This window comes from Micromonospora sp. NPDC002296, assembly GCF_040296145.1.
Taxonomy (GTDB): domain Bacteria; phylum Actinomycetota; class Actinomycetes; order Mycobacteriales; family Micromonosporaceae; genus Micromonospora.
The window spans coordinates 358,270-379,229 of the sequence record NZ_JBEOWQ010000001.1 but is presented as its reverse complement, the minus strand read 5'-3'; the positions used below and the strand labels follow the sequence as shown (position 1 = coordinate 379,229).

Sequence of the window (20,960 nt, the reverse complement as noted above, 5' to 3'; positions counted from 1 at the left end):
GCCCCGCATTCTGTGCGAGGGGGTCGAGCCATGGGGCGCGGCCGTGCTAAGGCCAAGCAGACGAAGGTGGCCCGGGAGTTGAAGTACCACTCCCCGAACACCGACCTCACCGCCTTGCAGCGCGAACTGGCGGGTGCTGGTAAGTCGGACCACGTCGTCGTCGACGACGACTACAAAGAGTTCGTCGACGACGACGATCACCCGGACGAAGACCCGGACCCCTGGGTCCGTCCGACCCGCTGACCTCCGGGAACATCTGAGCACGCGGCAAGTCCCGCGTGCTCACGCATGTACCCATCGGGAGGCGGCATACCCACCCGATGATCAGGGGCCTGCCGTGCCGGAGTCGATCCGGTCGCCGCGGCAGGTCCTTGATCTCGGACCCGCCCGCCCCTCATCGGGGCCGGTTGTTCCAGTTGTAGAACGTCGGGATGTTCTCGAAGTGGTTCCAGGCGCAGACCGCGCCGGCACCCTCGCCTCCCGCCGCCTCCGAACGCAGCTGGCGCGCGTCCGCCGCCTCCTGGAGCAGGTCGGCCAGCCCGGCGGCGGTGTCCCGCACCCGGTCGACGACCGGTTCCCCGGTGTCTCCCCCGACCCGTTCAGTCTGCCGTTCTCCGATGGTCTCGGGCATGGTCCAACACTCCCTCCAGTAAGCGGATCTTGCTGTTGCGGCAGTGCTCGGTCTCCGTACCGTCGAAACGCCCCAGCTCGAAGTAACGGTTGGCGGCGTGCCCACCCCCGCAGAAGCCGAAGTACGGGCAGGACGCGCGGCACGCCTCCACGCCGGCCAGGAACTCACCCACCCAGGGGGTCGTCCGCTCCACCCCGGCCAGGATCTCGGCCAGCGGGGTGGTCAACACGTCGCCACTGCTGAAGTCGCCGTACCTGGGGTCGGTGAAGCCGGCCAGCTCCGGGGAGAGCACGGTCACCGACCCGTCGTGGCCGACCGTGGGGATCGGGTCGAGCCGCCGGGGCAGCAGATCGTCGGCGCTGCCGTCGAGCACCGCCGCCGCGTACCGGAGCGACCACTCCACCTCGCGCAGGTGGATCCGGGGATCCCGGCGCCAGGCGGCCACCAGCTCGGCCCAGAACGCCCGCACCGGCGCCGCCTCGTGGGCGTTGCCGCGGGTGTTGACCCCCTCGGTCTCCTCGATGTTGACCCCCAGCACCTCGCAGCCGAGGCCGAGGAAGTAGTCGTACAGCTCGGCGGCCCGGCCCGGGGTCGGGTCGCTGACCACCGCCAGCGCCGAGAACGGCAGCCCGTGCCGGCGCAGCGTCTCGATCCCGCGCACGATCCGGTCGTACGCCGGCCGGCCGGCCCGGGTGACCCGGTCGCCGTTGCGTCCGCGCGGCCCGTCCACGCTCACGCTGACCCGCACCTGGTGCGCGGCGAGGAACTCGCACCAGGCGTCGTCGATCAGGGTGGCGTTGGTCTGCACGTGGTGTTCGACCTCCGCCCCGAACGGGGCGAGCAGGGCGGCCAGGTGCTCCCGCCCGGTCGCGAGGGGCTCCCCGCCGTGCCACACCACCGAGAACCGGCCGGCCGACGCCCACGGGTTCACCGACGCGGCGACCGCCTCGGCCACCGCGACCGGCATCCGCCGGTCCGCCGCCCGGAACGGCAGGTAGCAGTACGCGCAGTCCAGGTTGCAGAGGGTGGTCGGCTGCATCACGACGTACGACGGGACCGGGGACAGCCCCCGCATCCCGCTCACCTGCCGTTTTCGAGCAACCATCGCCCTCCTTCCTGGCCTGAAGGGCGTCCTTCAGGCTAGGCGGCGATGGCCACTCGGGTGAACCCCTGATCAGGTGCTCGGATGATCAGCGCTGCGTGATCAGCCCCGGGTGTGCTGGCCGACCATCCGCACCCTGCCGGTGCCCTCGATGATCTCGCCGGCCTGCCAGGCGTCGACGCCACGGCCGGTCAGCGTGGCCAGGGCCCGGTCGGCGTCCTCGGCGGAGACGATCGCGAACATGCCGACGCCCATGTTGAAGGTCGCATCCATCTCCTGGTCCTCGATCCGGCCCTTGGACTGGATCAGGTCGAAGATCGGCTGCGGCTTCCAGGTGGAGCGGTGGACCACCGCGTCGACGTGCTCGGGCAGGATCCGGACCAGGTTGCCCGGGATGCCGCCGCCGGTGACGTGCGCGATCGAGCGCACCTCGGCCTCGGCGATCAGCTTGAGGCAGTCCTGGGCATAGATCTTGGTCGGGGTGAGCAGTTCCTCGCCGAGGGTGCGCTGCCGGCCGAAGTCGTCGATCACCACGTCCAGCCGCATCCGGCCGGCCCCCAGCAGCACGTGCCGGACCAGGGAGTACCCGTTGGAGTGCAGGCCCGAGGAGCGCATGGCGATGACCACGTCGCCGATCTCGACCCGGTCCGGGCTGAGGATCTCGCTCTCCTCGACCACGCCGACGCCGGTGGCGGAGACGTCGTACTCGTCCGGACGCAGCACGCCGGGGTGCTCGGCGGTCTCGCCGCCCAGCAACGCGCAGCCGGCGTACCGGCAGCCGTCGGCGATCCCGGCGCCGATCTCGGCCACCTTGTCCGGGACGACCTCGCCGCAGGCGATGTAGTCGAGCAGGAACAGCGGCTCGGCGCCGCAGGCCACCAGGTCGTCGACGACCATGGCGACCAGGTCGATGCCGATCGTGTCGTGGATGTCGAGCTGCTGGGCGATCACCAGCTTGGTGCCGACGCCGTCGGTCGAGGACGCCAGGATCGGGTTCTTGTACTTCTTCGTGTCCAGCCGGAACAGGCCGGCGAAGCCGCCGAGGTCGCCCATGACCTCCGGGCGACGGGTCTGCTTCACCTTGGACTTGAGCAGCTCGACCGCGCGGTCGCCCGCCTCGATCGAGACGCCGGCGTCCGCGTACGAGACCGAGCGTTTGCGCGCCGGGCGGCCGGTGCCGGCCGTCCAGGGCTGGCGGTCGCCGCCGGCGCCGGTCGGGCTGCTTCCTGTGCCGCTGCGCTCGGACACGTGCGTCACGGTTCTCCCCTTTGTGGTTCTCGCGGGGTACCGGGGCTGACCGGCGGGCCCGCGTCGGGCGGTGCTATGGGCGGTGTACGGTCGCGCCGCCCGGAGCGGCGACGAGCGGTGCGGCGGCGTGCTCCGGAACGTCCGAGGCACCAGCGACTCGGCGTCCCACACCCTCGAGCACGTGCTTGCCGATCAGGTTCCCGGCCGGCAGCTCGATCGGGTACTCCCCGTCGAAACAGGCCCGACAGAGCCGGGTCTTTGGCTGCTCGGTAGCGGCGATCAGGCCCGACAACGAGACGTAGCCCAGCGTGTCGGCGCCGATGGAGCGCCGGATGCCCTCGTTGTCCAGCCCGTTGGCGAGCAACTCGGCCCGGGTGGCGAAGTCGATGCCGTAGAAGCACGGCCAGTTCACCGGCGGGGAGGAGATCCGGACATGGACCTCCAGGGCACCCGCCTCGCGCAGCATCCGGACGATGGCCCGCTGGGTGTTGCCGCGCACGATCGAGTCGTCCACGACGACCAGCCGCTTGCCCCGCACGTTCTCCCGCAGCGGGTTGAGCTTGAGCCGGATGCCGAGCTGACGCAGGGTCTGCGACGGCTGGATGAAGGTGCGCCCCACGTACGGGTTCTTCATCAGGCCGGCGCCGTAGGTGATCCCGGACTCCTCCGCGTAGCCGATCGCCGCCGGGGTGCCGGACTCCGGCACCGGGATGACCAGGTCGGCCTCGACCGGGTGCTCCTTGGCGAGCTGGCGGCCGATCTGCACCCGGGCGGCGTGCACGTTGCGCCCGGCGATGGTGGCGTCCGGCCGGGCGATGTAGACGTACTCGAAGAGGCAGCCCTTCGGCTCCGGTGCGGCGAACCGGCTGGACCGCAGGCCGTCCTCGTCGATGGCGATCAGCTCGCCCGGCTCCACCTCGCGGACCACGCTCGCCCCGACGATGTCCAGGGCGGCCGTCTCGCTGGCCACCACCCAGCCGCGCTCCAGCCGGCCGAGGACCAGCGGACGCACGCCGTGCGGGTCGCGGGCCGCGTAGAGCGTCGACTCGTCCATGAAGACGAAGCTGAACGCGCCGCGCAGTTGGGGCAGCACCTCCAGCGCGGCGGCCTCGACCGAGAGGTCCGGCCGGCTGGCCAGCAGCATGGTCACCAGTGAGGTGTCGTTGGTCGAGCCGTCGGCGAGCAGACCCCGCTCGGCGCTCTCGCGCTGCAACTCGGCGGTGTTGACCAGGTTGCCGTTGTGCGCGAGCGCGATCGTGGTGCCCGAACTGGTGGACCGGATGGTCGGCTGGGCGTTCTCCCAGGTCGAGCCGCCCGTCGTCGAGTAGCGTGCGTGCCCGATCGCCAGGTGCCCACGCAGGCTGGCCAGGGTGGGCTCGTCGAAGACCTGGGCCACCAGGCCGAGATCCTTGTAGACCACCACGCCCGAGCCGTCGCTGACGGCGATCCCGGCGGCCTCCTGGCCCCGGTGCTGGAGGGCGTAGAGCCCGAAGTAGGTCAGGTTGGCGACCGCCTCCCCGGGCGCCCAGACGCCGAAGACGCCACACGCGTCCTGCGGGCCGGGTCGTTGGGGATCAAGGTCGTGGCTCAGCCGGCCGTCGCCTCGGGGCACTTACCGCTCCCTCATGCTGGGTCTGGACTGGCCGGGCGGGATCTCGGGGGCGGATCCGCGCTTGCTCGGCCGGGACCACTGTCGTCGCCTCAGAGTGTACGCGAATGAGTGTCAATACTGAGAGTCACAGTGCGACCCCTTTCCGTGTCCGGCGTGATGACTAGTCGCCCAGTCGGAGCGGAAGGTGCACGGAAAGGTCAGCGCGGACACCGCTGACCCGTACGCGTCCCTCGGCGACCGCGTCCGCCCAGCTTCGGCGGCCTGTCGCCAGTTCCAACCAGGTCGTCGGGTCCAGCTCGACGACGTTGGGCGGGGTGCCACGGGTGTGTCGGGGACCAGGAATGCACTGAACTGCACCGTAAGGTGGGACACGCACCTCCACCGATCGGCCGGGTGCTCGATCCGCAAGGGCCGCCAACAGGGCACGAACCGCCTCCCGGAACACCGGCCGTTCGGGCGTACGGCCCTCGTCGAGGGCGGCGAGCGCGGCGGCCACGGCTGCGAACTTTGTGTGCGGAGAGGACACGACGGGACGATACGACCCGGCTCCGACGCTTTCGACGCGGCCCTGGGTCGCGCCGATCCGGTCAGACAAGGCATAGTTGCCGACGGCGTATTCGTACCGTGATGATCCCCGGCCCGGCGCCCCGCCGGCCAGGGAAGTCAGACCGGAAGGCGGTGGACGTGTCAACACACCGACGTGCCTGGAAGCAGCGGGCCGGTGTGGTCGTGGCGCTGGTGGTCGGCGTCCTGCTCACCGCCCCCGCCACACCCGCCCTGGCAGCCGACATCAGCGTCTCCCCCGGCTCAGCGACCATCCAGGCAGGCGGCACCACCGCCGTCAACGTGCAGCTGACGCCGAGGAGCGACGACGAGAAGTTCGTCATCATCACCGTGGCGGGTCTCCCGCGAGGCGTGAGCTGTGGGAGCGGTTGCGGCAAGGTCGACTTCAACGGCACCGGCTCGGTGAACCACGTCGTCCAACTCCGCGCCTCCGGCGACGCGCCGAACGCGGACAACCAGCGGGTGACGGTCAACGCGTCCAGCCCCCAGGGCGGCCAGAACGGCCGGGACCTCCAGCTCACGGTGAAGGCGAAGGCCGCGCCGTCGCCGACGCAGGAGCAGGTGCAGACCGTCAAGTCGGTCTCCGGCAAGGTGGTGGCCTCGGCCAACGGCTCGGCGGTACCGAACGCCACCGTCATGCTCCAGGACAGCGACGGCCACCACTACGAGACCACCAGCGAAGGCAGCGGGAACTTCCGCTTCACCGGCAGCAAGGACCGGCCGATCACCCCGGGCCGGATCGATATCGGCGCCGTCCGGGGCGAGTTCCGCACCACCAAGTCCTTCGAAGCGAGCGCCGGGCAGAGCGTGACCGGGCAGCGGATCAGCCTGGCGATCAAGGTCGAGGTGAGCCCGAGTCCCACCCCGGCGGCCAGCGAGGAGCCGCTGCCGACCGAGGAGCCGATCGAGGAGACCCCCGAGGACAGCCCCGCGGCCGCCCCGGGGGCCCCGAAGAACGCCGCCGCCGAGGACGACTCCGACGGCTTCAACTGGCTGCTCATCCTGCTCGGCGGCCTGTTCGTGGCCGTCGGCGTGGGCACCATGGTGCTGCTCTGGATGAAGCGCCGGGAGAACGGCGACGACACCGACGACGACGCCCCGGCCGGTGCTGCCGCAGCGGGCGCGGTGCCCGCCGCCCGGGGGGCGTACCACGGGACGGACGACAAGACCCGGGTGGTCAACCGCGTCGGCGCCGGACCGGACCCGACGATGGTCGGCGGCACCTCGCTCAGCGACGCGCCGACCATGATGCAGCGGCCGATCGTGGACGACGTCCCGCCGGATCCGTACGGCGCCCCGCCGTCCGCCTACGGCCCCGGTGGCCAGCAGGGCGGCTGGGGAGCCGGCAGCGGCGGCGGATACGGCGACGAACCCCGGGGCGGCGGCTACGGCGCGGCCGGCGGCTACGGCAACGCGCCCGCCTCCGGGGCCGGCTACGGCAACACGCCCGCTTCCGGGGCCGGCTACGGCGGGTACGGCGCCGACGCCCCGGCGTCGGGCGGCGGGTACGGCAACGCCCCGACCTCGACCGGCGGCGGGTACGCCTCCGGGAGCGGGTACGGCGGCACGCCCGGCGGGTACGGCACCGACGCCCCGGCGTCCGGCGGCGGCTACGGCAGCCGGGGCTACGGCGCACCGGCGGAAGCGGCGGCCGGGGGCTACCCGGGCCAGGGCGGCGGCTACGGCGAGCGCTACGACGAGCCGACCGGCCGGTACACCGGCGAGGGCACCGGCTCGTACACCCCGCCGGCGGACCCGTACCCGACCAGCACCTACCAGGCCGACCAGGGCCACAACTACGGCCAGCCGGAGCCGCCTCCGCAGTACGGTCGCGGCGGCGAGCCCACCGGCGGCGGGTACGGCCAGCAGGGCGGCTACGACGCCGGTCAGCAGGGCGGCGCCTACGGCGGCCAGCAGGGCGGCTACGACCAGCGCGGCGGCTACGGCGGAGAGGGCTACGGCCAGCAGGGCGGCTACGGCCAGGCAGGCGGGTACGACCAGCAGGGCGGGGGGTACGGCCAGGAGCCCCCGCAGCAGCGTGGGGGGTACGGCCAGGAGCCCCCGCAGCAGGGTCACGGCTACGACCAGCCGACCGCCTATGACCAGCAGGGCGGCTACGGCGACCAGGCCCAGCCGGGTCGGGCCAGGCCCGACGGCCCGCCGCAGCAGGACCGGGGCGGGCGCCGGCTGGACTGGCTGGACGACTGACCCTCGCGGGCCGACCGCCCGCACCGCGACGCAGAGCGCGGCTGCCCGCCGGGGCAGCCGCGCTCTTCCGTCGGGGCCGGGGAAGGACAGAGAAAGGGACCGCCGAGGGCGGGCGAGCCGGCTCAGGCGGCCGAGAAGACGCCCTGCCGCAGCACCGGCACCACGTCCGAGACGCCGACCTGGACCGCGACCTCCACGTCGTCGGCGAAGCCGCCCTCGACGAGTTCCCGGCCGGAGACGCAGCCGCGCACGGCGGCCGGCACGTCCGGGGTGCTGGCCAGCGCGGCGAGGGTCATCGCGGCCTCCACCGACAGCCCGCCGGGCACCCCGGAGAGGATGTCGAGCACGCACCCCGCCCCGAGCTGGTCCTCCACGGAGGGTCGCAGGGCGCCGTCGGGCCAGCGCTCGCCGGAGGCGATCACGCCGATCGCGGCGTCGGCCGAGCCGTACCCCCGCTCGCACAGCCAGCGCCCGACGGCGCGGGCGTTGCGCAGGCAGGCTGCGACCACCGGAAGCCCGGTGGCGCTGGCGGCGGCGCTGATCGCCGAGCCGTTCGGCGACGGCAGCACGAGGTCGGCGACGACCGGCGCGGTGCGCAGCGCCGCCGGGGAGAGCGACCACGGGTGCTCCGGGGTCGTCTGCCGGCGGCCCACGGCCGCGACCGCGCCAACCCGGCGCGCGTACTCCGCCGCCTGCTCACCCCAGGGGAACGGGTGCACCCGCATCCCCCGGGCGACCGCGACCTCCACGGCGGTGGTGAACGAGAGCACGTCCACCACCACCAGGACGGCGCAGACGCGGCCGAGCTCCGCCGCGCCGGTCAGCCCCCAGTCGAACCGGGCGCCGGAGCCGGGTTGGGCGGAGACGGCCGCGGCCAACGTGTCAGCGCTGGTCGGGCGCGGCGGACCGGTCGGCGCCACCGGCGTCGGGTTCGGTCGCCCCGGAGGGACCGGCGGCCCGCTCCGCGCCGTCGACCCGCTCGGGCCCGCCGTCGACCGGCTGCCCGGACGCCCCGCCCGGGGCGTCGGCGGTGGGCCCGGCCTCGGCAACCGCCGTCGTTTCGGCGGCCGTCGGGTCGGCCAGGGCGAACCCGGTGTGCTCCGGCGCCACCCGTTCGGCCGGCGCGGCGACGGGGGCCACGGCCTCCCGGGCACCCTCGACGGTGTCGACCGCCGGAGTCGGGGCCGAAGCAGCCGCGGTCGCCGCCGGAGCGGTGCCCCGCCCGGCCGGGGCGGCCTCGGCCGACTCCGTCCCGCCGAAGAGCCGGGGCAGCGTGGCGCCGTGTACGGCGCGCAGCTCGTCCAGGCCGATCCGGAACTGTCCGCGCACCTCAAGGGCCCCGCCGGCCTGGTCGGTGACCCCGATGATCTCCCACGGGACCCCGCGCTCGGCGCAGAGCGAGGTGAACGCCTTCTCGTGGCCCCGCGGCACCGAGACCAGGACCCGTCCGGCGGACTCGCTGAACAGGAAGACGAACGGCATCGAACCGCCGGCGAAGTGCTCCGGCACCGCGATCTGCGCGCCGACCCCGCGGCGCAGGCAGGACTCGACCAGGCTCTGCGCGAGGCCACCGTCGGACAGATCGTGCGCCGAGCTGAGGTGCCCGACCCGGGCGGCCTCGGCCAGCAGTTCGGCGAGCTGCCGCTCGCGGGACAGGTCGACCTGCGGCGGGATGCCGCCGAGGTGCTCGTGGGTCACCCAGGCCCACTCCGAGCCGGAGAGCTCCACGTGCGTCTCGCCGAGCAGGAAGAGCTGGTCGTGGTCGCCGTCGGTGCGCGGGACGAAGCCCATCGACACGCGCTCGGCCACGTCGTCCAGCACGCCGAGCACGCCGACCACCGGGGTCGGGTGGATCGCCGCCGCGCCGGTCTGGTTGTAGAAGCTGACGTTGCCGCCGGTCACCGGGATGCCCAGCTCCAGGCAGCCGTCCGCCAGGCCGCGGACGGCCTCGGCGAACTGCCACATCACGCCCGGGTCCTCCGGCGAGCCGAAGTTGAGGCAGTTGGTCACGGCGATCGGCTTCGCGCCGGTCACCGCCACGTTCCGGTACGCCTCGGCCAGTGCCAGCTTCGTGCCGTGATACGGGTCGAGCCGGGCGTACCGGCCGTTGCCGTCCAGCGACAGGGCGACGCCCAGACCGGTGCGCTCGTCGATCCGGATCACGCCGGAGTCCTCCGGCTGGGCGAGCACGGTGTTGCCCAGCACGTACCGGTCGTACTGCTCGGTGACCCAGGTCTTGTCGGCCAGGTTCGGCGACGCGATCATGCGCAGCACGGTCTCCCGCAGCGCCTCCGGGGTCGCCGGCCGGGGCAGCGTCTCGGCCCGGTCGGCCTGGATGAGGATCAGGTCGGCCGGCTCGCGCATCGGACGGGCGTAGACCGGACCGTCGTCGACCAGCGAGCCCGGCGGGACGTCCACCACGAGCTGGTCGCGCCAGGTGATCACCAGCCGGCCCGGCTGGCCGTCCGGGGACGGCGCGGTGACCTCGCCGATGGCGGTGGCCCAGACGCCCCACTTCTCGGCGGTCTTGAGCACCGCCTCCAGCTTGTCCGGGGCGACGACCAGCAGCATCCGCTCCTGCGACTCGCTGGCCAGGATCTCGTGCGGCTCCATCGAGGCCTCGCGCAGCGGAACCCGCTCCAGCAGGACCCGCATGCCGGTGCCGGCGGAGGCGGCGGTCTCGGTGAGCGCACAGGTCAGCCCGGCGCCGCCGAGGTCCTGGATGCCGACGACCAGCTCGGCGTCGTACAGCTCCAGGCACGCCTCGATGAGCAGCTTCTCCATGAACGGGTCGCCGACCTGCACGGACGGACGGCGCTGCTCGCTGCCCTCGTCGAAGGTGGCGCTGGCCAGCACCGACACGCCGCCGATGCCGTCCCGGCCGGTCCGGGCACCCATCAGCACCACGACGTTGCCGGGGCCGGCCGCCTCCTTCTTCTGCAGCCGGTCGACCGGAAGCACGCCGAGGCAGAGCGCGTTGACCAGGGGATTGCCCTGGTAGCAGGGGTCGAAGACGACCTCGCCGCCGATGTTGGGCAGGCCGAGGCAGTTGCCGTAGCCGGCGACGCCGGCCACCACGCCGGGCAGCACCCGGGCGGTGTCGGGGTGATCGGCCGCGCCGAAGCGCAGCGGGTCCATCACGGCGACCGGGCGGGCGCCCATGGCGAGGATGTCCCGGACGATGCCGCCGACGCCGGTCGCCGCGCCCTGGTACGGCTCGACGAAGCTCGGGTGGTTGTGCGACTCGACCTTGAAGGTCACCGCCAGTTCGTCGGAGACCTGGACCACGCCGGCGTTCTCGCCGATGCCGGCGAGCAGCCGGTCGCTCGGCGGGGCCTTCTCGCCGAACTGGCGCAGGTGCACCTTGCTCGACTTGTAGGAGCAGTGCTCGCTCCACATGATCGAGTACATGGCCAGCTCGGCCTGGGTGGGGCGGCGACCGAGGATGTGCCGGATCCGGTCGTACTCGTCGTCGCGCAGGCCCAGCTCGGCGTACGGCTGGAGCTCGCCGGGGGTGTCCATGGCACGCGGCACGGTGTCCGGGCCGTGCGCCCAGTCGCCGGTGGGCGCGGACCGGGCCGGGTCGGGGTGGCGGACCGCCTCGACGGGCCGGGCCGGGACCGGGCCGGGCTGCGGCGCCACGGGAGCCGTGAACGGCTCCGCCGGGACGGCCGGGAAGCCGCCCGGGTTCTCCCGTACCGCCGGGTCCGGATGGGTGGTCATGACCTCTCCTCGCTGCGCTCGCCGCCGCAGGGGCGGTTGAGCCGACCGATTGTGCCGCGCACGGTCACGCCGGGGCCCCCACCAGGTGCTTGAGCACCGAGGTGAAGAAGCCGAGGCCGTCCAGGGAGGGGCCGGTGAGCGCCTCCACCGCGTGCTCGGGGTGCGGCATGATGCCGACCACGTTGCCGGCGGGGTTGGTGATCGCGGCGATGTCGCGCTGCGACCCGTTGGGGTTGCCGCGAACGTAGCGGGCGACGACCCGGCCCTCGGCCTCGAGCTGGTCGAGCGTCGCGGCGTCGGCGACGTAGCAGCCCTCGCCGTTCTTGACCGGGATCAGCACCTCCTGGCCCGGCTGGAACGTGTTCGTCCACGCCGTGCCGGCGGCCTCGATCCGGAGGGCCTGGTCCCGGTTACGGAAGTGCAGGTGCTGGTTGCGGGTGAGCGCGCCGGGCAGCAGGTGGGCCTCGCAGAGGATCTGGAAACCGTTGCAGATGCCGAGCACGGGCAGGCCGCCCCGGGCGGCGTCCACCAGGGTCTCCATCACCGGGGCGAACCGGGCGATGGCACCGCAGCGCAGGTAGTCGCCGTAGGAGAAGCCGCCGGGCAGGACGACGGCGTCCACCCCGCGCAGGTCCGCCTCGCCGTGCCAGAGCCGGACCGGCTCGGCTCCGGCGATCCGGACGGCCCGGGCGGCGTCCCCGTCGTCGAGCGAGCCGGGGAACGTCACCACACCGACCCGCGCGGTCACGGGCGTGCGCCCACGGTCTCGTCGGCCTCGACCACGCGGACGGTGAAGTCCTCGATGACCGGGTTGGCGAGCAGCTTGTCGGCAATTTCCCGGGCCTGGTCCAGGTCCGGTTCACCGGTGAACTCGATCTCGATCCGCCTGCCGATCCGGACAGAGGCGACGTCACTGACGCCGAGCCGGGGCAGCGCGTTTGCGACGGCCTGGCCCTGAGGATCGAGGATCTCGGGCTTGAGCATGACGTCGACGACGACGCGAGGCACTGGGCACTCCTGACTGTGTACGCAGTTGGGTGCCGACCCACAACGGGCGAGCGCAGCCAGCCTACCTGGCAGATACCGCCTCAGCCGCACCGGCCGGGGGCAGTTCAGGCAGTGATCAACATAACCGGCGGAGTGGTGGGTCACACGTGTCCGGTCCTGCGTGAAACGTCCCGGAGCAGGACGTTCGCCACGCCACGAAAAGCCAAATTGTTACATCGGCTAGCCTCGATTGAACCCTTGCCGCACGATGCGCCGACCCCTACTATCCATCGACATAACTCAATGCACCGTCGGCGGGTGAACCGAGACCCACGCCGGCGCGACCGACCCGGCGATCCCGGGTCCGAGAGGCAAGGAGTACGTCCCGATGCGTATCCGTTCCCTGCTCGCCGTGGTCGGCACCGCCCTGGTCGGCGTCCTGGGCGCCGCCGGTGGCGCAGTCGCCGCCCCGGCCGGCCCTCAGCCGATCATCGGCGGTGGCACCGTCTCCTCCGCCCCGTGGGCGGCCGCCGTCTTCAGCAACGGCTCGTTCACCTGCTCCGGCAGCGTCATCGCCGCGCAGTGGGTGCTCACCGCCCGGCACTGCGTCAGCGGCACCATGTCCGTGCGGGTCGGCAGCGTCTACTACGCCTCGGGCGGCACCACCCGCACCGTGAGCGCCTCGTACACCCGTTACGACCTGGCCCTGCTGCGGCTGTCCAGCACGGTCAGCACGTCCACCGTCACGCTGGCCAGCGCCAACCCGCCGGTCGGCTCCACCAACACGATCTACGGCTGGGGCATGACCTGCTACAGCGGCTGCTCCCCCTCCAGCCAGCTCAAGACCGCCAGCGTCCAGGTGACCAGCACCAACGTGACGGACGCGTACGGCGGGCAGGCGATCCGGAGCACCCGGCTCAACGGCAACGCGTGGCGGGGCGACTCGGGTGGCCCGGAGTTCTACAACGGGCTCCAGGTCGGCGTGGCCTCCACCGCCGACGGGTCGAGCATCCAGAACTACGGCAGCGTCGCGTACAACCGGGCCTGGATCACCTCGGTGGCCGGTGTCTGACGGTCAGCCGTCCCGGCACCCCGTCTGGGGCCTGTCGGGTCGTTGACACCGCGGGCGGCGCGGATGGTCGGCGGAGCGCCGGCCGTCCGCGCCGACCCGTTTTGCAGCATCCGGTCAGCTGACCACGGCCGACGAACCGGCCCCCGGCCGATGCGACAGCATCGAACCGTGCTGGTCGTGACGACGGATCAACTGCCCGGCTACGAGATCCGCCAGATCCTCGGCGAAGTGGTGTCCTCGATGGCCAGGACGCGCAACCCGTACCGCGAGGGGGTGAAGAACCTCCGCGGCGGCGCGTACGACCCGATGGCGCCGGACAACCTGACCCGCTGGCGGACGGACTCGGTGGCCCGCCTCGGCGAGGAGGCCCGCCGCCTCGGCGCGAACGCCGTGATCGGCATGCGCTTCGACAGCCGGGACTGCGGCGAGATGTGGATGGAGATCTGCGCGTACGGCACGGCGGTGATCGTGGCCCCCAAGACCCCGGACATCATGCCCCCGGACCAGCCCATGATCGCGGCCGAGACGGCCAACGACCCGGCGATCACCGGGTCCCCCGGTGGCATCGCCGAACCGGCCAGCGCCCCCAACCTCAGCTCCGCCGCCGAGACCCCCACCCGCAACTCCTGACCCCACCCCACCCCCGGGCGCAGTCCCCGCCCGGGGGTGGGGTGGCTCAGAGGATGGGGGGTGGGGAGTAGTTGGCGGCGTCGGGGTGGGCGGTGACGATCTTGGCGATTCGGGTGGTGACCGCGTTGACCTGGGCCTCGGCGGCGCCGACGAAGGCGGTGCGGTCGGCGACCAGGTCGTCGATGTCGGCGCGGGACAAGCCGAGTCGCTCGTCCCCGGCCAGGCGGTCGAACAGGTCGTTCTCGGCGGTGCCCCGCTCGCGCATGGCCAGCGCCACACCGACCGCGTGCTCCTTGATCGCCTCGTGCGCGGCCTCCCGGCCGACGCCCCGCCGGACCGCCGCGACCAGGATCTTCGTGCTGGCCAGGAAGGGCAGGAAGCGCTCCAGTTCCCGGTTGATCACCGCCGGGTACGCCCCGAACTCGTCGAGCACGGTGAGGAACGTCTGGAACAGCCCGTCGGCGGCGAAGAACGCGTCCGGCAGGGCGACCCGGCGGACCACCGAGCAGGAGACGTCCCCCTCGTTCCACTGGTCGCCGGCCAACTCGCCGACCATCGACAGGTACCCCCGGATGATCACCGCGAAGCCGTTCACCCGCTCGCTGGACCGGGTGTTCATCTTGTGCGGCATCGCGCTGGAGCCCACCTGGCCCGGCTTGAAGCCCTCGGTGACCAACTCCTGGCCGACCATCAGCCGAATCGTGGTGGCCAGCGACGACGGCGCGGCGGCCACCTGGGCCAGTGCGGCCAGCACCGCCATGTCGATCGAGCGCGGGTAGACCTGACCGACGCTGTCCAGCACCCGGGAGAAGCCGAGGTGCTCGGCGACCCGGCGCTCCAGCTCGGCGACCTTGCCGGCGTCGCCGTCGAAGAGGTCGAGCTGGTCGGCGGAGGTGCCGACCGGGCCCTTGATCCCGCGCAGCGGGTACCAGTTGATCAGGTCTTCCAGCCGCTCGTACGCGATCAGCAGCTCCTCGGCGGCCGACGCGAAGCGCTTGCCCAGCGTGGTGGCCTGCGCGGCGACGTTGTGCGAGCGGCCGGTCAGCACCAGGCCGGAGTGCTCGTGGGCGAGCCGGGCCAGCCGGGCCAGCGTGGCGACGACCCGGTCCCGGACCAGCTCCAGCGAGGCGCGTACCTGGAGTTGCTCGACGTTCTCGGTGAGGTCCCGGGAGGTCATCCCCTTGTGCACGTGCTCGTGCCCGGCGAGCGCGCTGAACTCCTCGATCCGGGCCTTCACGTCGTGCCGGGTGACCCGCTCGCGCTCGGCGATCGAGGCCAGGTCGACGTCGTCCAGCACCCGCTCGTACGCCTCGACGACCCCGTCGGGGACGGCCACGCCGAGATCACGCTGGGCGCGGAGGACGGCTAGCCACAACCGCCGCTCCATCCGGATCTTCTCCTCCGGTGACCAGAGGGCGACCAACTCGGGCGAGGCGTATCGGTTGGCGAGCACGTTCGGGATCGTCGTCACGTACCTCATTCTCCCGCACGTCGGGCTCGTCACCCGAGCCAGGCCACCGGCACTCACACCGTGGGCACGTCGTGCACCGGGGCGCTCACCACGATGGTCCTGGTCTGCTTGCCGTGGGAGTTACGCGCGGTCAGCGTGTACGTGTGCTTCTGGACGTCGCCCTCCCCACCCGAGCAGGGGAAGAGGAATGCCTCGCTGCCGGCCGACGGGTAGTCGTCGGCGTAGATGCCGGGGCCGTCGATCGAGAGGGCGACGGAGTCGACGTTGCTGACCCTCCACTCCACGAGGACCGGGCCCCCGGCGATCGGGTTGACGTTGGTTCCGGCCGGACAGAACGGCTTGTCGGCGACGCGGAAGTAGGCGATGGTGGGCGCGTTCGACGTCGACTTCGTGCCGGACTGGCCGCCGCTGCTGCCGGTGCCGCCGCCCTTCGCGCCGCCCCCGGTCGAGCCGCCGCCCGTCGACCCGCCGCCCGTCGCGCCGGTGCTGGCCGGCGCGCCGGAACCGGAGCCGGTGCCGGTGCCGGTGGCGGTCGGCTTCGGCGCGGCGGCGGGGGCCTCGGTCACGGCGGTCGACGCGGTGGACTCCGTGGAACTCGTGGCGGTGGACGTGCAGCCGCTGGCCGCGAGCGCGGTGGCCAGGACGATGACGGCAGCGGGGCGGAGCAGAGCTCGACCGGGCATGACCACTCCTAGAGGAGGCACCGCCACCGGGACGTCCGGGCGGGCTGGCACCCAAGGTAGGCACATTCAGCAAGAGCGATCCGACCTGCGCGAACACTCTCGGGAAGGCCGGCGGGAGCGGGCGACGGGGACCTGATCAGAAGGGCGCGGGACGGCCGGTCAGCGCGGCGTACAGGCCGGCGGCGGCCGCCTGCTCGGAGTCGTACGCCTGGCGGACGTCGTGCACGCCGCGCTCGTACAGGCCGATCTCCCAACGCCCGTCCGGCGAGCGTCGCAGGAACCAGAAGTCGGGCGGGACCGGCACGTGCTCGTGCACGTCCTCGATCTCGAAGGCGTCCGGTGACAGCCCCTCCGCCAGCAGTGCGCCGCGCACCTCGTACCGGTCCACGCCCGGCCTCCCCTCCGCGTCTCCTGGCATCAGCAGACGGCGGGAGCGTAGCCGCGCTGGAGCGGGACGGCGCAGGCCGCCGCCGTCAGGTCCTCCTCGACCAGGTACCCGTGCTGGAGCAGCCACGTGATGCTCAGGCTGGCCCCGGCCTGCGGCAGGTACGCCGGGTTGAGCTGGAACTGGGTGCCCAGGCCGGACTGGGCGAACCAGGGCGCGATCGGCCCGGAGTCGACCGTGAACGGGCTTACCACGCAGTAGACGTGGTAATTGGCCAGCGGGGCGTCGGACGGCGTGTTGAGGTTCGAGGGCGGCAGCGACCGGGCGCTGAACGGCGTGCCGAGCGGGGCGAGGAACGCGCCGCCCGGGAAGCCGAAGCGGTCGAGCCGGTAGCCGGGCAGCAGCGTCTGCTGGTTCTTGATCGGCCGGCCGTCGGGGCCGAGGACGAAGCCGCTCGCGGGCGGGTAGACGTACCCGGTCCGGGTGGCGTTGCCGTACTGCTGGAGGAACCCGGTCACGGTGAGGCCGCCGATGCGCCGGTAGCCGGTGAGCAGGGGGCCGACCGGGGGTACGCCGGGCAGCACGGCGGGGCCGAGCAGCGGGTTGCCGTCGAAGTGGACCGTGGTGGGCGGCGCGTCCGGCGGGGTGCCTGGGCGGCACAGGCCCTGCGTCGGCGGCTGCGGCTGGCCGGCGTCGGCCCGCCCGGTCTCGCCTCGGGGCCAGCCCGCCCGGCGGGACGCCGACGGGCCGGCCTGATCGATGGCGTTCGGGACGGACGCGCTGGCCTGATCGGTGAAGTTCGGGGCCGCGGCCTGCGCGGTGGTGGGGGTGACCGCCAAAGCCGCGCTGGAAACAGCAGCCAGCACCCAACGAGGAATCTTCATCACGAACCTCCAGGAATAGGACAGCGAGCTGTCCTTATCCTTGAGAGGTTTCGTCCTTGATGTGGGTATTCATCCGCTTTACACCGGCACGGCTGACCGGCCCCGAGCACACCTCACCCCGCCGGCCGCCCCGACCGGCAGGGTCGATCGCCCGTGGCGTCAGCGCTCCAGGATCGCCGTCACGCCCTGGCCGCCGGCCGCGCAGATCGAGATCAGCCCCCGCCCGCTGCCCTTCCCGGCGAGCAACTTGGCCAGGGTGGCCACGATCCGACCGCCGGTGGCGGCGAACGGGTGCCCGGCGGCCAGCGACGAGCCGTTGACGTTGAGCCGGTCCCGGTCGATCGCGCCGAGCGGGGCGTCCAGGCCCAGCCGGTCCTTGCAGAACTCCGGCGACTCCCAGGCGGCCAGGGTGGCCAGCACCTGGGAGGCGAACGCCTCGTGGATCTCGTAGTGGTCGAAGTCCTGCAACGTCAGCCCGGCCCGGGCCAGCATCCGGGGCACGGCGTACGCGGGGGCCATCAGCAGCCCCTCGTCGCCGTGCACGAAGTCCACGGCGGCGGTCTCGGACCAGCTGAACCACGCGAGCACCGGGAGGCTGTGCTCACGCGCCCACTCCTCGGACGCGAGCAGCACCGTCGACGCGCCGTCGGTGAGCGGCGAGGAGTTGCCGGCGGTCATGGTGGCCCGGTCGGCGTCCGGGCCCTTGTGCCCGAAGACCGGCCTCAGCGAGCCGAGCTTCTCCAGGCTGCTGTCCGGGCGCAGGTTCTGGTCCCGGGTCAGCCCGAGGTACGGCGTCATCAGGTCGTCGAAGAACCCCCGCTCGTACGCGGCGGCGAGCCGCTGGTGGGAGCGCAGCGCCAGCTCGTCCTGGGCCTGCCGGTCGACGTCCCAGCGCAGCGCGGTGCGGGCGGCGTGCTCGCCCATCGACAGCCCGGTGCGCGGCTCGGCGTTGCGGGGGATCTCCGGCTGGAACGGCTGCGAGGGGCGCAGCTTCGCGGCGATCCTCAGCCGCTCGCCGAGGGTCCGGGCGCTGTTGAGCCGGAGCAGGGTGCGACGCATCTCCTCGTTGACCGCGAGCGGCGCGTCGGAGGTGGTGTCCACGCCGCCGGCGATGCCGACGTCCAGTTGCCCGAGGGCGATCTTGTTGGCGACCAGGATCGCCGCCTCCAGGCCGGTGCCGCAGGCCTGCTGGATGTCGTACGCCGGGGTGCGCGGGTCGAGGCGGGAGCCGAGCACCACCTCGCGGGTCAGGTTGAAGTCCTTCGAGTGCTTCAGCACCGCCCCCGCGACGACCTCGCCGACCCGCTGCCCGGCGAGCCCGAACCGGGCCACCAGGCCGTCCAGCGCCGCGCCGAGCAGGTCCGTGTTGGACGCGCTCGCGTACCGGGAGTTGGACCGGGCGAAGGGGATGCGGTTGCCGCCGATGACCGCGACCCGCCGGATGCTCTGCACGATCCCGCCTCCAATTCAGGGCTTGCCCACAACCTACTGGCCAGTAGGCTACGCCTATGACCGACAGGTACGCGAGTTTCGTCCGATCGGGGGCCGGCCGCGCGCTGGTCAAGCGCCTCGGGCTGCCCGACCCGCCACGACTGCGCCGGCACACCCCCGGCGATCCGCTGGTCCCCGGGCCGGTGCTGCTCGGCGCGGCCACCGGCGGCCGGCTCGTCGAGCAGGTCGGCAGGATCATGACCGCCGCCGGGGTCGAGCTGGCCGACCCGGCCGCCGCGCCCGGCCCGGAGCGGCGGCACGCCGCCCTGGTGTACGACGCCACCGGCATCACCGACTCCACCGGCCTGCGCCAGCTCCACGATTTCTTCCACCCGCAGGCCCGCTCGGTGCTGCCCAGCGGCCGGGTGATCGTGCTGGGCACCCCGCCGGAGGAGTGCGGCTCGCCGCGCGAGGCGACCGCCCAGCGGGCCCTCGAAGGACTGACCCGCAGCATCGGCAAGGAGTTCGGGCGGGGCGTGACCGCCCAGCTCGTCCACGTCACCCCGGCCGGGGACGCGGGCACGGGCACCGGCCTGGAGGCGACCCTGCGATTCCTGCTCTCCGGCCGGTCCGCGTACGTCTCCGGGCAGGTGGTCCGGATCGGCGCGGGCCAGGCCGAGCCGCCGGCCGACTGGGACCGACCGCTGGACGGCCAGGTCGTCCTGGTAACCGGGGCGGCCCGGGGCATCGGTGCGGCGCTGGCCCGGGTGCTGGCCCGCGACGGGGCGAAGGTGGTCGCGCTGGACGTCCCGGCCGCCGGGGACGAGCTGGCCGCGGTGGCGAACGAGATCGGCGGCACCGCCGTGCAGCTCGACCTGACCTCCCCGGACGCACCGACCCGGCTCGCCGACCACCTGGCCGGCCGGCACGGACACGTCGACGTGGTGGTGCACAACGCCGGCATCACCCGGGACAAGACCCTGGGCCGGATGGACGCCGACCGCTGGGACCAGGTGCTCGACGTGAACCTCTCCAGCCAGGAGCGGATCAACGACGTGCTGCTGGAGCACGGGCTGATCCCGGCCGGCGGGCGGATCGTCTCGGTCTCCTCGATCGCCGGGATCGCCGGCAACCGGGGCCAGACCAACTACGCCACTTCCAAGGCCGGAGTGATCGGCCTGGTGCAGTCGCTCGCCCCGGTGCTGCGCGAGCGCGGGATCAGCGTGAACGCGGTCGCCCCCGGCTTCATCGAGACCCGGCTGACCGCCCGCATCCCGCTGGTGATCCGGGAGGCGGGCCGCCGGATGAACAGCATGTCCCAGGGCGGCCTGCCGGTGGACGTGGCCGAGACGATCGGCTGGCTGGCCTGGCCGGCCAGCGGCGCGGTCAGCGGCAACATCGTCCGGGTCTGCGGCCAGAGTCTGCTGGGGGCGTGATGGCCAGGAAGTTCGTGGAGCTGCCCCGGTTGCCGCAGGCCGGCCCGCTGTACCGGCGTGCCCTGCTCGGGGCCCTGCCCGGGGCCGGCCGCCGGCGTGGTGACGTGCTGCCCGGGGTCGAGCTGACCGTCGCCGGGGTCGCCGTCGACCGGGCGCACCTCGCCGACTACGACCGGGTCTGCGGGTTCCGGCTGACCGACCGGCTGCCGGCGACGTACCCGCACGTCATGGGCTTCCCGCTGGCGCTGCGGCTGATGACCGCGCCGGAGTTCCCGATGCCGCTGGTCGGCCTGGTGCACGTGGCCAACCGGATCACCGTGCACCGCCCCGTCGGGTCCGGCGAGACGCTGGACTTCCGGGCGTACGCCGAGGAGCTGCGCCCGCACGACCGGGGCCGGCAGGTCGACGTGGTGCTCGTCGGGTCGGTCGGCGGGGAGGAGGTGTGGCGGGGCGTCTCGACGTACCTCGGCAGGGAGCGCACGGCCGGCGGCGGCGAGCGGCGCGACCGGGGCGAGCGGCCCCCGGCGCCGGCCGCCACCGCGCACTGGCGGGTAACGCCCCGGGTGGGCATCGACTACGCCCGGGTCTCCGGCGACCACAACCCGATCCACACCTCCCGGCCCGGGGCGCGGCTGTTCGGGTTCCCGCGCCCGATAGCGCACGGCATGTGGAGCAAGGCGCGCTGCCTGGCCGCCCTGGAGAGCCGGCTGCCGGACGCGTACACGGTCGACGTGGCGTTCAAGCTGCCGGTGCCGCTGCCGTCCACGGTGGCCCTCAGCGCCACCGCCGACGGCGCGGCCTGGGCGTTCGCGCTGCACGACGCGCGCTCCGGCCGCCCGCACCTGGCGGGCGCCGTCCGCTGACCGTCCACCCCTGCCGAGCCGGGGGCTTGC

The 20,960-nt window shown here is 73.2% G+C and carries 20 protein-coding genes; 6 read left to right on the top strand and 14 right to left on the bottom strand.

Features of this window, described 5'->3' with window-relative positions:
• Positions 1–30: 30 nt before the first annotated feature.
• Positions 31–243 (top strand): DUF3073 domain-containing protein, encoded by a 213-nt coding sequence (locus tag ABT023_RS01790; RefSeq protein WP_350880573.1) that lies wholly within the window; start codon positions 31–33, stop codon positions 241–243.
• A 151-nt stretch (positions 244–394) separates the two neighbouring features.
• Here the strand turns inward: ABT023_RS01790 and amcA are convergent, their stop codons facing one another.
• The 5 genes from amcA to ABT023_RS01765 all read right to left on the bottom strand — a co-directional run bounded on the left by amcA (position 395) and on the right by ABT023_RS01765 (position 5,089).
• Positions 395–631 (bottom strand): multiple cyclophane-containing RiPP AmcA, encoded by a 237-nt coding sequence (gene amcA / locus ABT023_RS01785; RefSeq protein WP_350880571.1) that lies wholly within the window; start codon positions 629–631, stop codon positions 395–397.
• Positions 600–1,706, bottom strand: a complete 1,107-nt coding sequence (gene amcB, locus ABT023_RS01780; protein ID WP_350880634.1) for a cyclophane-forming radical SAM peptide maturase AmcB — start codon at positions 1,704–1,706, stop codon at positions 600–602. Before amcB ends, amcA begins: the two co-directional genes overlap by 32 nt.
• A gap of 129 nt (positions 1,707–1,835) precedes the next feature.
• Positions 1,836–2,990, bottom strand: a complete 1,155-nt coding sequence (gene purM / locus ABT023_RS01775; RefSeq protein WP_350880569.1) for a phosphoribosylformylglycinamidine cyclo-ligase — start codon at positions 2,988–2,990, stop codon at positions 1,836–1,838.
• Positions 2,991–3,054: 64 nt separating this feature from the next.
• Positions 3,055–4,593 carry an amidophosphoribosyltransferase gene (purF, locus tag ABT023_RS01770; RefSeq protein ID WP_350880567.1) on the bottom strand — a complete coding sequence of 513 codons (1,539 nt, stop codon included), beginning with the start codon at positions 4,591–4,593 and terminating at the stop codon, positions 3,055–3,057.
• Between the two features lie 160 nt (positions 4,594–4,753).
• Positions 4,754–5,089, bottom strand: coding sequence for a sterol carrier family protein (locus ABT023_RS01765; protein ID WP_350880632.1), 336 nt, complete (start codon positions 5,087–5,089; stop codon positions 4,754–4,756).
• A 131-nt stretch (positions 5,090–5,220) separates the two neighbouring features.
• Between ABT023_RS01765 and ABT023_RS01760 the strand changes: the two genes are divergently transcribed.
• Positions 5,221–7,365 (top strand): carboxypeptidase-like regulatory domain-containing protein, encoded by a 2,145-nt coding sequence (locus ABT023_RS01760; RefSeq protein ID WP_350880565.1) that lies wholly within the window; start codon positions 5,221–5,223, stop codon positions 7,363–7,365.
• A gap of 122 nt (positions 7,366–7,487) precedes the next feature.
• Here the strand turns inward: ABT023_RS01760 and ABT023_RS01755 are convergent, their stop codons facing one another.
• The 4 genes from ABT023_RS01755 to purS form a co-directional block, all read right to left on the bottom strand.
• The gene (locus tag ABT023_RS01755; protein ID WP_350880563.1) at positions 7,488–8,243 is read right to left on the bottom strand and encodes a 2-phosphosulfolactate phosphatase; all 756 of its coding nucleotides are present in this window, start codon (positions 8,241–8,243) and stop codon (positions 7,488–7,490) included.
• Between the two features lie 4 nt (positions 8,244–8,247).
• Positions 8,248–11,088: a phosphoribosylformylglycinamidine synthase subunit PurL gene (purL, locus tag ABT023_RS01750; protein ID WP_350880561.1), complete on the bottom strand. Its 2,841-nt coding sequence runs from the start codon at positions 11,086–11,088 to the stop codon at positions 8,248–8,250.
• Between the two features lie 64 nt (positions 11,089–11,152).
• Complete coding sequence (gene purQ, locus ABT023_RS01745; RefSeq protein ID WP_350880559.1) at positions 11,153–11,836, bottom strand: phosphoribosylformylglycinamidine synthase subunit PurQ; 684 nt, start codon at positions 11,834–11,836, stop codon at positions 11,153–11,155.
• Positions 11,833–12,096: a phosphoribosylformylglycinamidine synthase subunit PurS gene (purS, locus tag ABT023_RS01740; RefSeq protein ID WP_350880557.1), complete on the bottom strand. Its 264-nt coding sequence runs from the start codon at positions 12,094–12,096 to the stop codon at positions 11,833–11,835. The genes purQ and purS overlap by 4 nt, the downstream gene beginning before the upstream one ends.
• Positions 12,097–12,463: 367 nt before the next feature.
• Between purS and ABT023_RS01735 the strand changes: the two genes are divergently transcribed.
• Together ABT023_RS01735 and ABT023_RS01730 are read left to right on the top strand one after the other, a co-directional pair.
• Positions 12,464–13,147: a S1 family peptidase gene (locus ABT023_RS01735; protein ID WP_350880555.1), complete on the top strand. Its 684-nt coding sequence runs from the start codon at positions 12,464–12,466 to the stop codon at positions 13,145–13,147.
• Between the two features lie 63 nt (positions 13,148–13,210).
• Positions 13,211–13,777: a YbjQ family protein gene (locus tag ABT023_RS01730; protein WP_350880553.1), complete on the top strand. Its 567-nt coding sequence runs from the start codon at positions 13,211–13,213 to the stop codon at positions 13,775–13,777.
• A gap of 46 nt (positions 13,778–13,823) precedes the next feature.
• Here ABT023_RS01730 and purB read toward each other — a convergent pair whose 3' ends face one another.
• The 5 genes from purB to ABT023_RS01705 all read right to left on the bottom strand — a co-directional run bounded on the left by purB (position 13,824) and on the right by ABT023_RS01705 (position 18,652).
• Entirely contained in the window at positions 13,824–15,248 is a 1,425-nt protein-coding gene (gene purB / locus ABT023_RS01725) for an adenylosuccinate lyase (RefSeq protein ID WP_350880551.1), read from the bottom strand.
• A 53-nt stretch (positions 15,249–15,301) separates the two neighbouring features.
• Complete coding sequence (locus ABT023_RS01720; RefSeq protein ID WP_350880549.1) at positions 15,302–15,931, bottom strand: hypothetical protein; 630 nt, start codon at positions 15,929–15,931, stop codon at positions 15,302–15,304.
• A gap of 136 nt (positions 15,932–16,067) precedes the next feature.
• Positions 16,068–16,319 carry a hypothetical protein gene (locus ABT023_RS01715; protein ID WP_350880547.1) on the bottom strand — a complete coding sequence of 84 codons (252 nt, stop codon included), beginning with the start codon at positions 16,317–16,319 and terminating at the stop codon, positions 16,068–16,070.
• A gap of 29 nt (positions 16,320–16,348) precedes the next feature.
• On the bottom strand, positions 16,349–17,200 hold the full coding sequence (locus ABT023_RS01710; protein WP_350880545.1) for a TNT domain-containing protein: 852 nt from the start codon (positions 17,198–17,200) through the stop codon (positions 16,349–16,351).
• A 159-nt stretch (positions 17,201–17,359) separates the two neighbouring features.
• Entirely contained in the window at positions 17,360–18,652 is a 1,293-nt protein-coding gene (locus ABT023_RS01705; RefSeq protein WP_350880543.1) for an acetyl-CoA C-acetyltransferase, read from the bottom strand.
• A gap of 56 nt (positions 18,653–18,708) precedes the next feature.
• Here ABT023_RS01705 and ABT023_RS01700 point away from each other — a divergent pair, with 56 nt between their 5' ends.
• Both ABT023_RS01700 and ABT023_RS01695 read left to right on the top strand, forming a co-directional pair.
• Positions 18,709–20,067 (top strand): 3-oxoacyl-ACP reductase, encoded by a 1,359-nt coding sequence (locus ABT023_RS01700; protein ID WP_350880541.1) that lies wholly within the window; start codon positions 18,709–18,711, stop codon positions 20,065–20,067.
• Positions 20,067–20,930 carry a MaoC/PaaZ C-terminal domain-containing protein gene (locus ABT023_RS01695; RefSeq protein WP_350880630.1) on the top strand — a complete coding sequence of 288 codons (864 nt, stop codon included), beginning with the start codon at positions 20,067–20,069 and terminating at the stop codon, positions 20,928–20,930. Before ABT023_RS01700 ends, ABT023_RS01695 begins: the two co-directional genes overlap by 1 nt.
• Positions 20,931–20,960 lie beyond the last annotated feature (30 nt).

Coding starts and splice junctions, on each gene's coding strand:
- ABT023_RS01700 (WP_350880541.1), top strand. CDS start 18,709: ATGACCGACAGGTACGCGAGTTTCGTCCGATCGGGGGCCGGCCGCGCG.
- amcB (WP_350880634.1), bottom strand. CDS start 1,706: ATGCGGGGGCTGTCCCCGGTCCCGTCGTACGTCGTGATGCAGCCGACC.
- ABT023_RS01695 (WP_350880630.1), top strand. CDS start 20,067: ATGGCCAGGAAGTTCGTGGAGCTGCCCCGGTTGCCGCAGGCCGGCCCG.
- ABT023_RS01710 (WP_350880545.1), bottom strand. CDS start 17,200: ATGAAGATTCCTCGTTGGGTGCTGGCTGCTGTTTCCAGCGCGGCTTTG.
- purL (WP_350880561.1), bottom strand. CDS start 11,088: ATGACCACCCATCCGGACCCGGCGGTACGGGAGAACCCGGGCGGCTTC.
- ABT023_RS01720 (WP_350880549.1), bottom strand. CDS start 15,931: ATGCCCGGTCGAGCTCTGCTCCGCCCCGCTGCCGTCATCGTCCTGGCC.
- ABT023_RS01735 (WP_350880555.1), top strand. CDS start 12,464: ATGCGTATCCGTTCCCTGCTCGCCGTGGTCGGCACCGCCCTGGTCGGC.
- amcA (WP_350880571.1), bottom strand. CDS start 631: ATGCCCGAGACCATCGGAGAACGGCAGACTGAACGGGTCGGGGGAGAC.
- ABT023_RS01760 (WP_350880565.1), top strand. CDS start 5,221: ATGATCCCCGGCCCGGCGCCCCGCCGGCCAGGGAAGTCAGACCGGAAG.
- ABT023_RS01790 (WP_350880573.1), top strand. CDS start 31: ATGGGGCGCGGCCGTGCTAAGGCCAAGCAGACGAAGGTGGCCCGGGAG.
- ABT023_RS01730 (WP_350880553.1), top strand. CDS start 13,211: ATGGTCGGCGGAGCGCCGGCCGTCCGCGCCGACCCGTTTTGCAGCATC.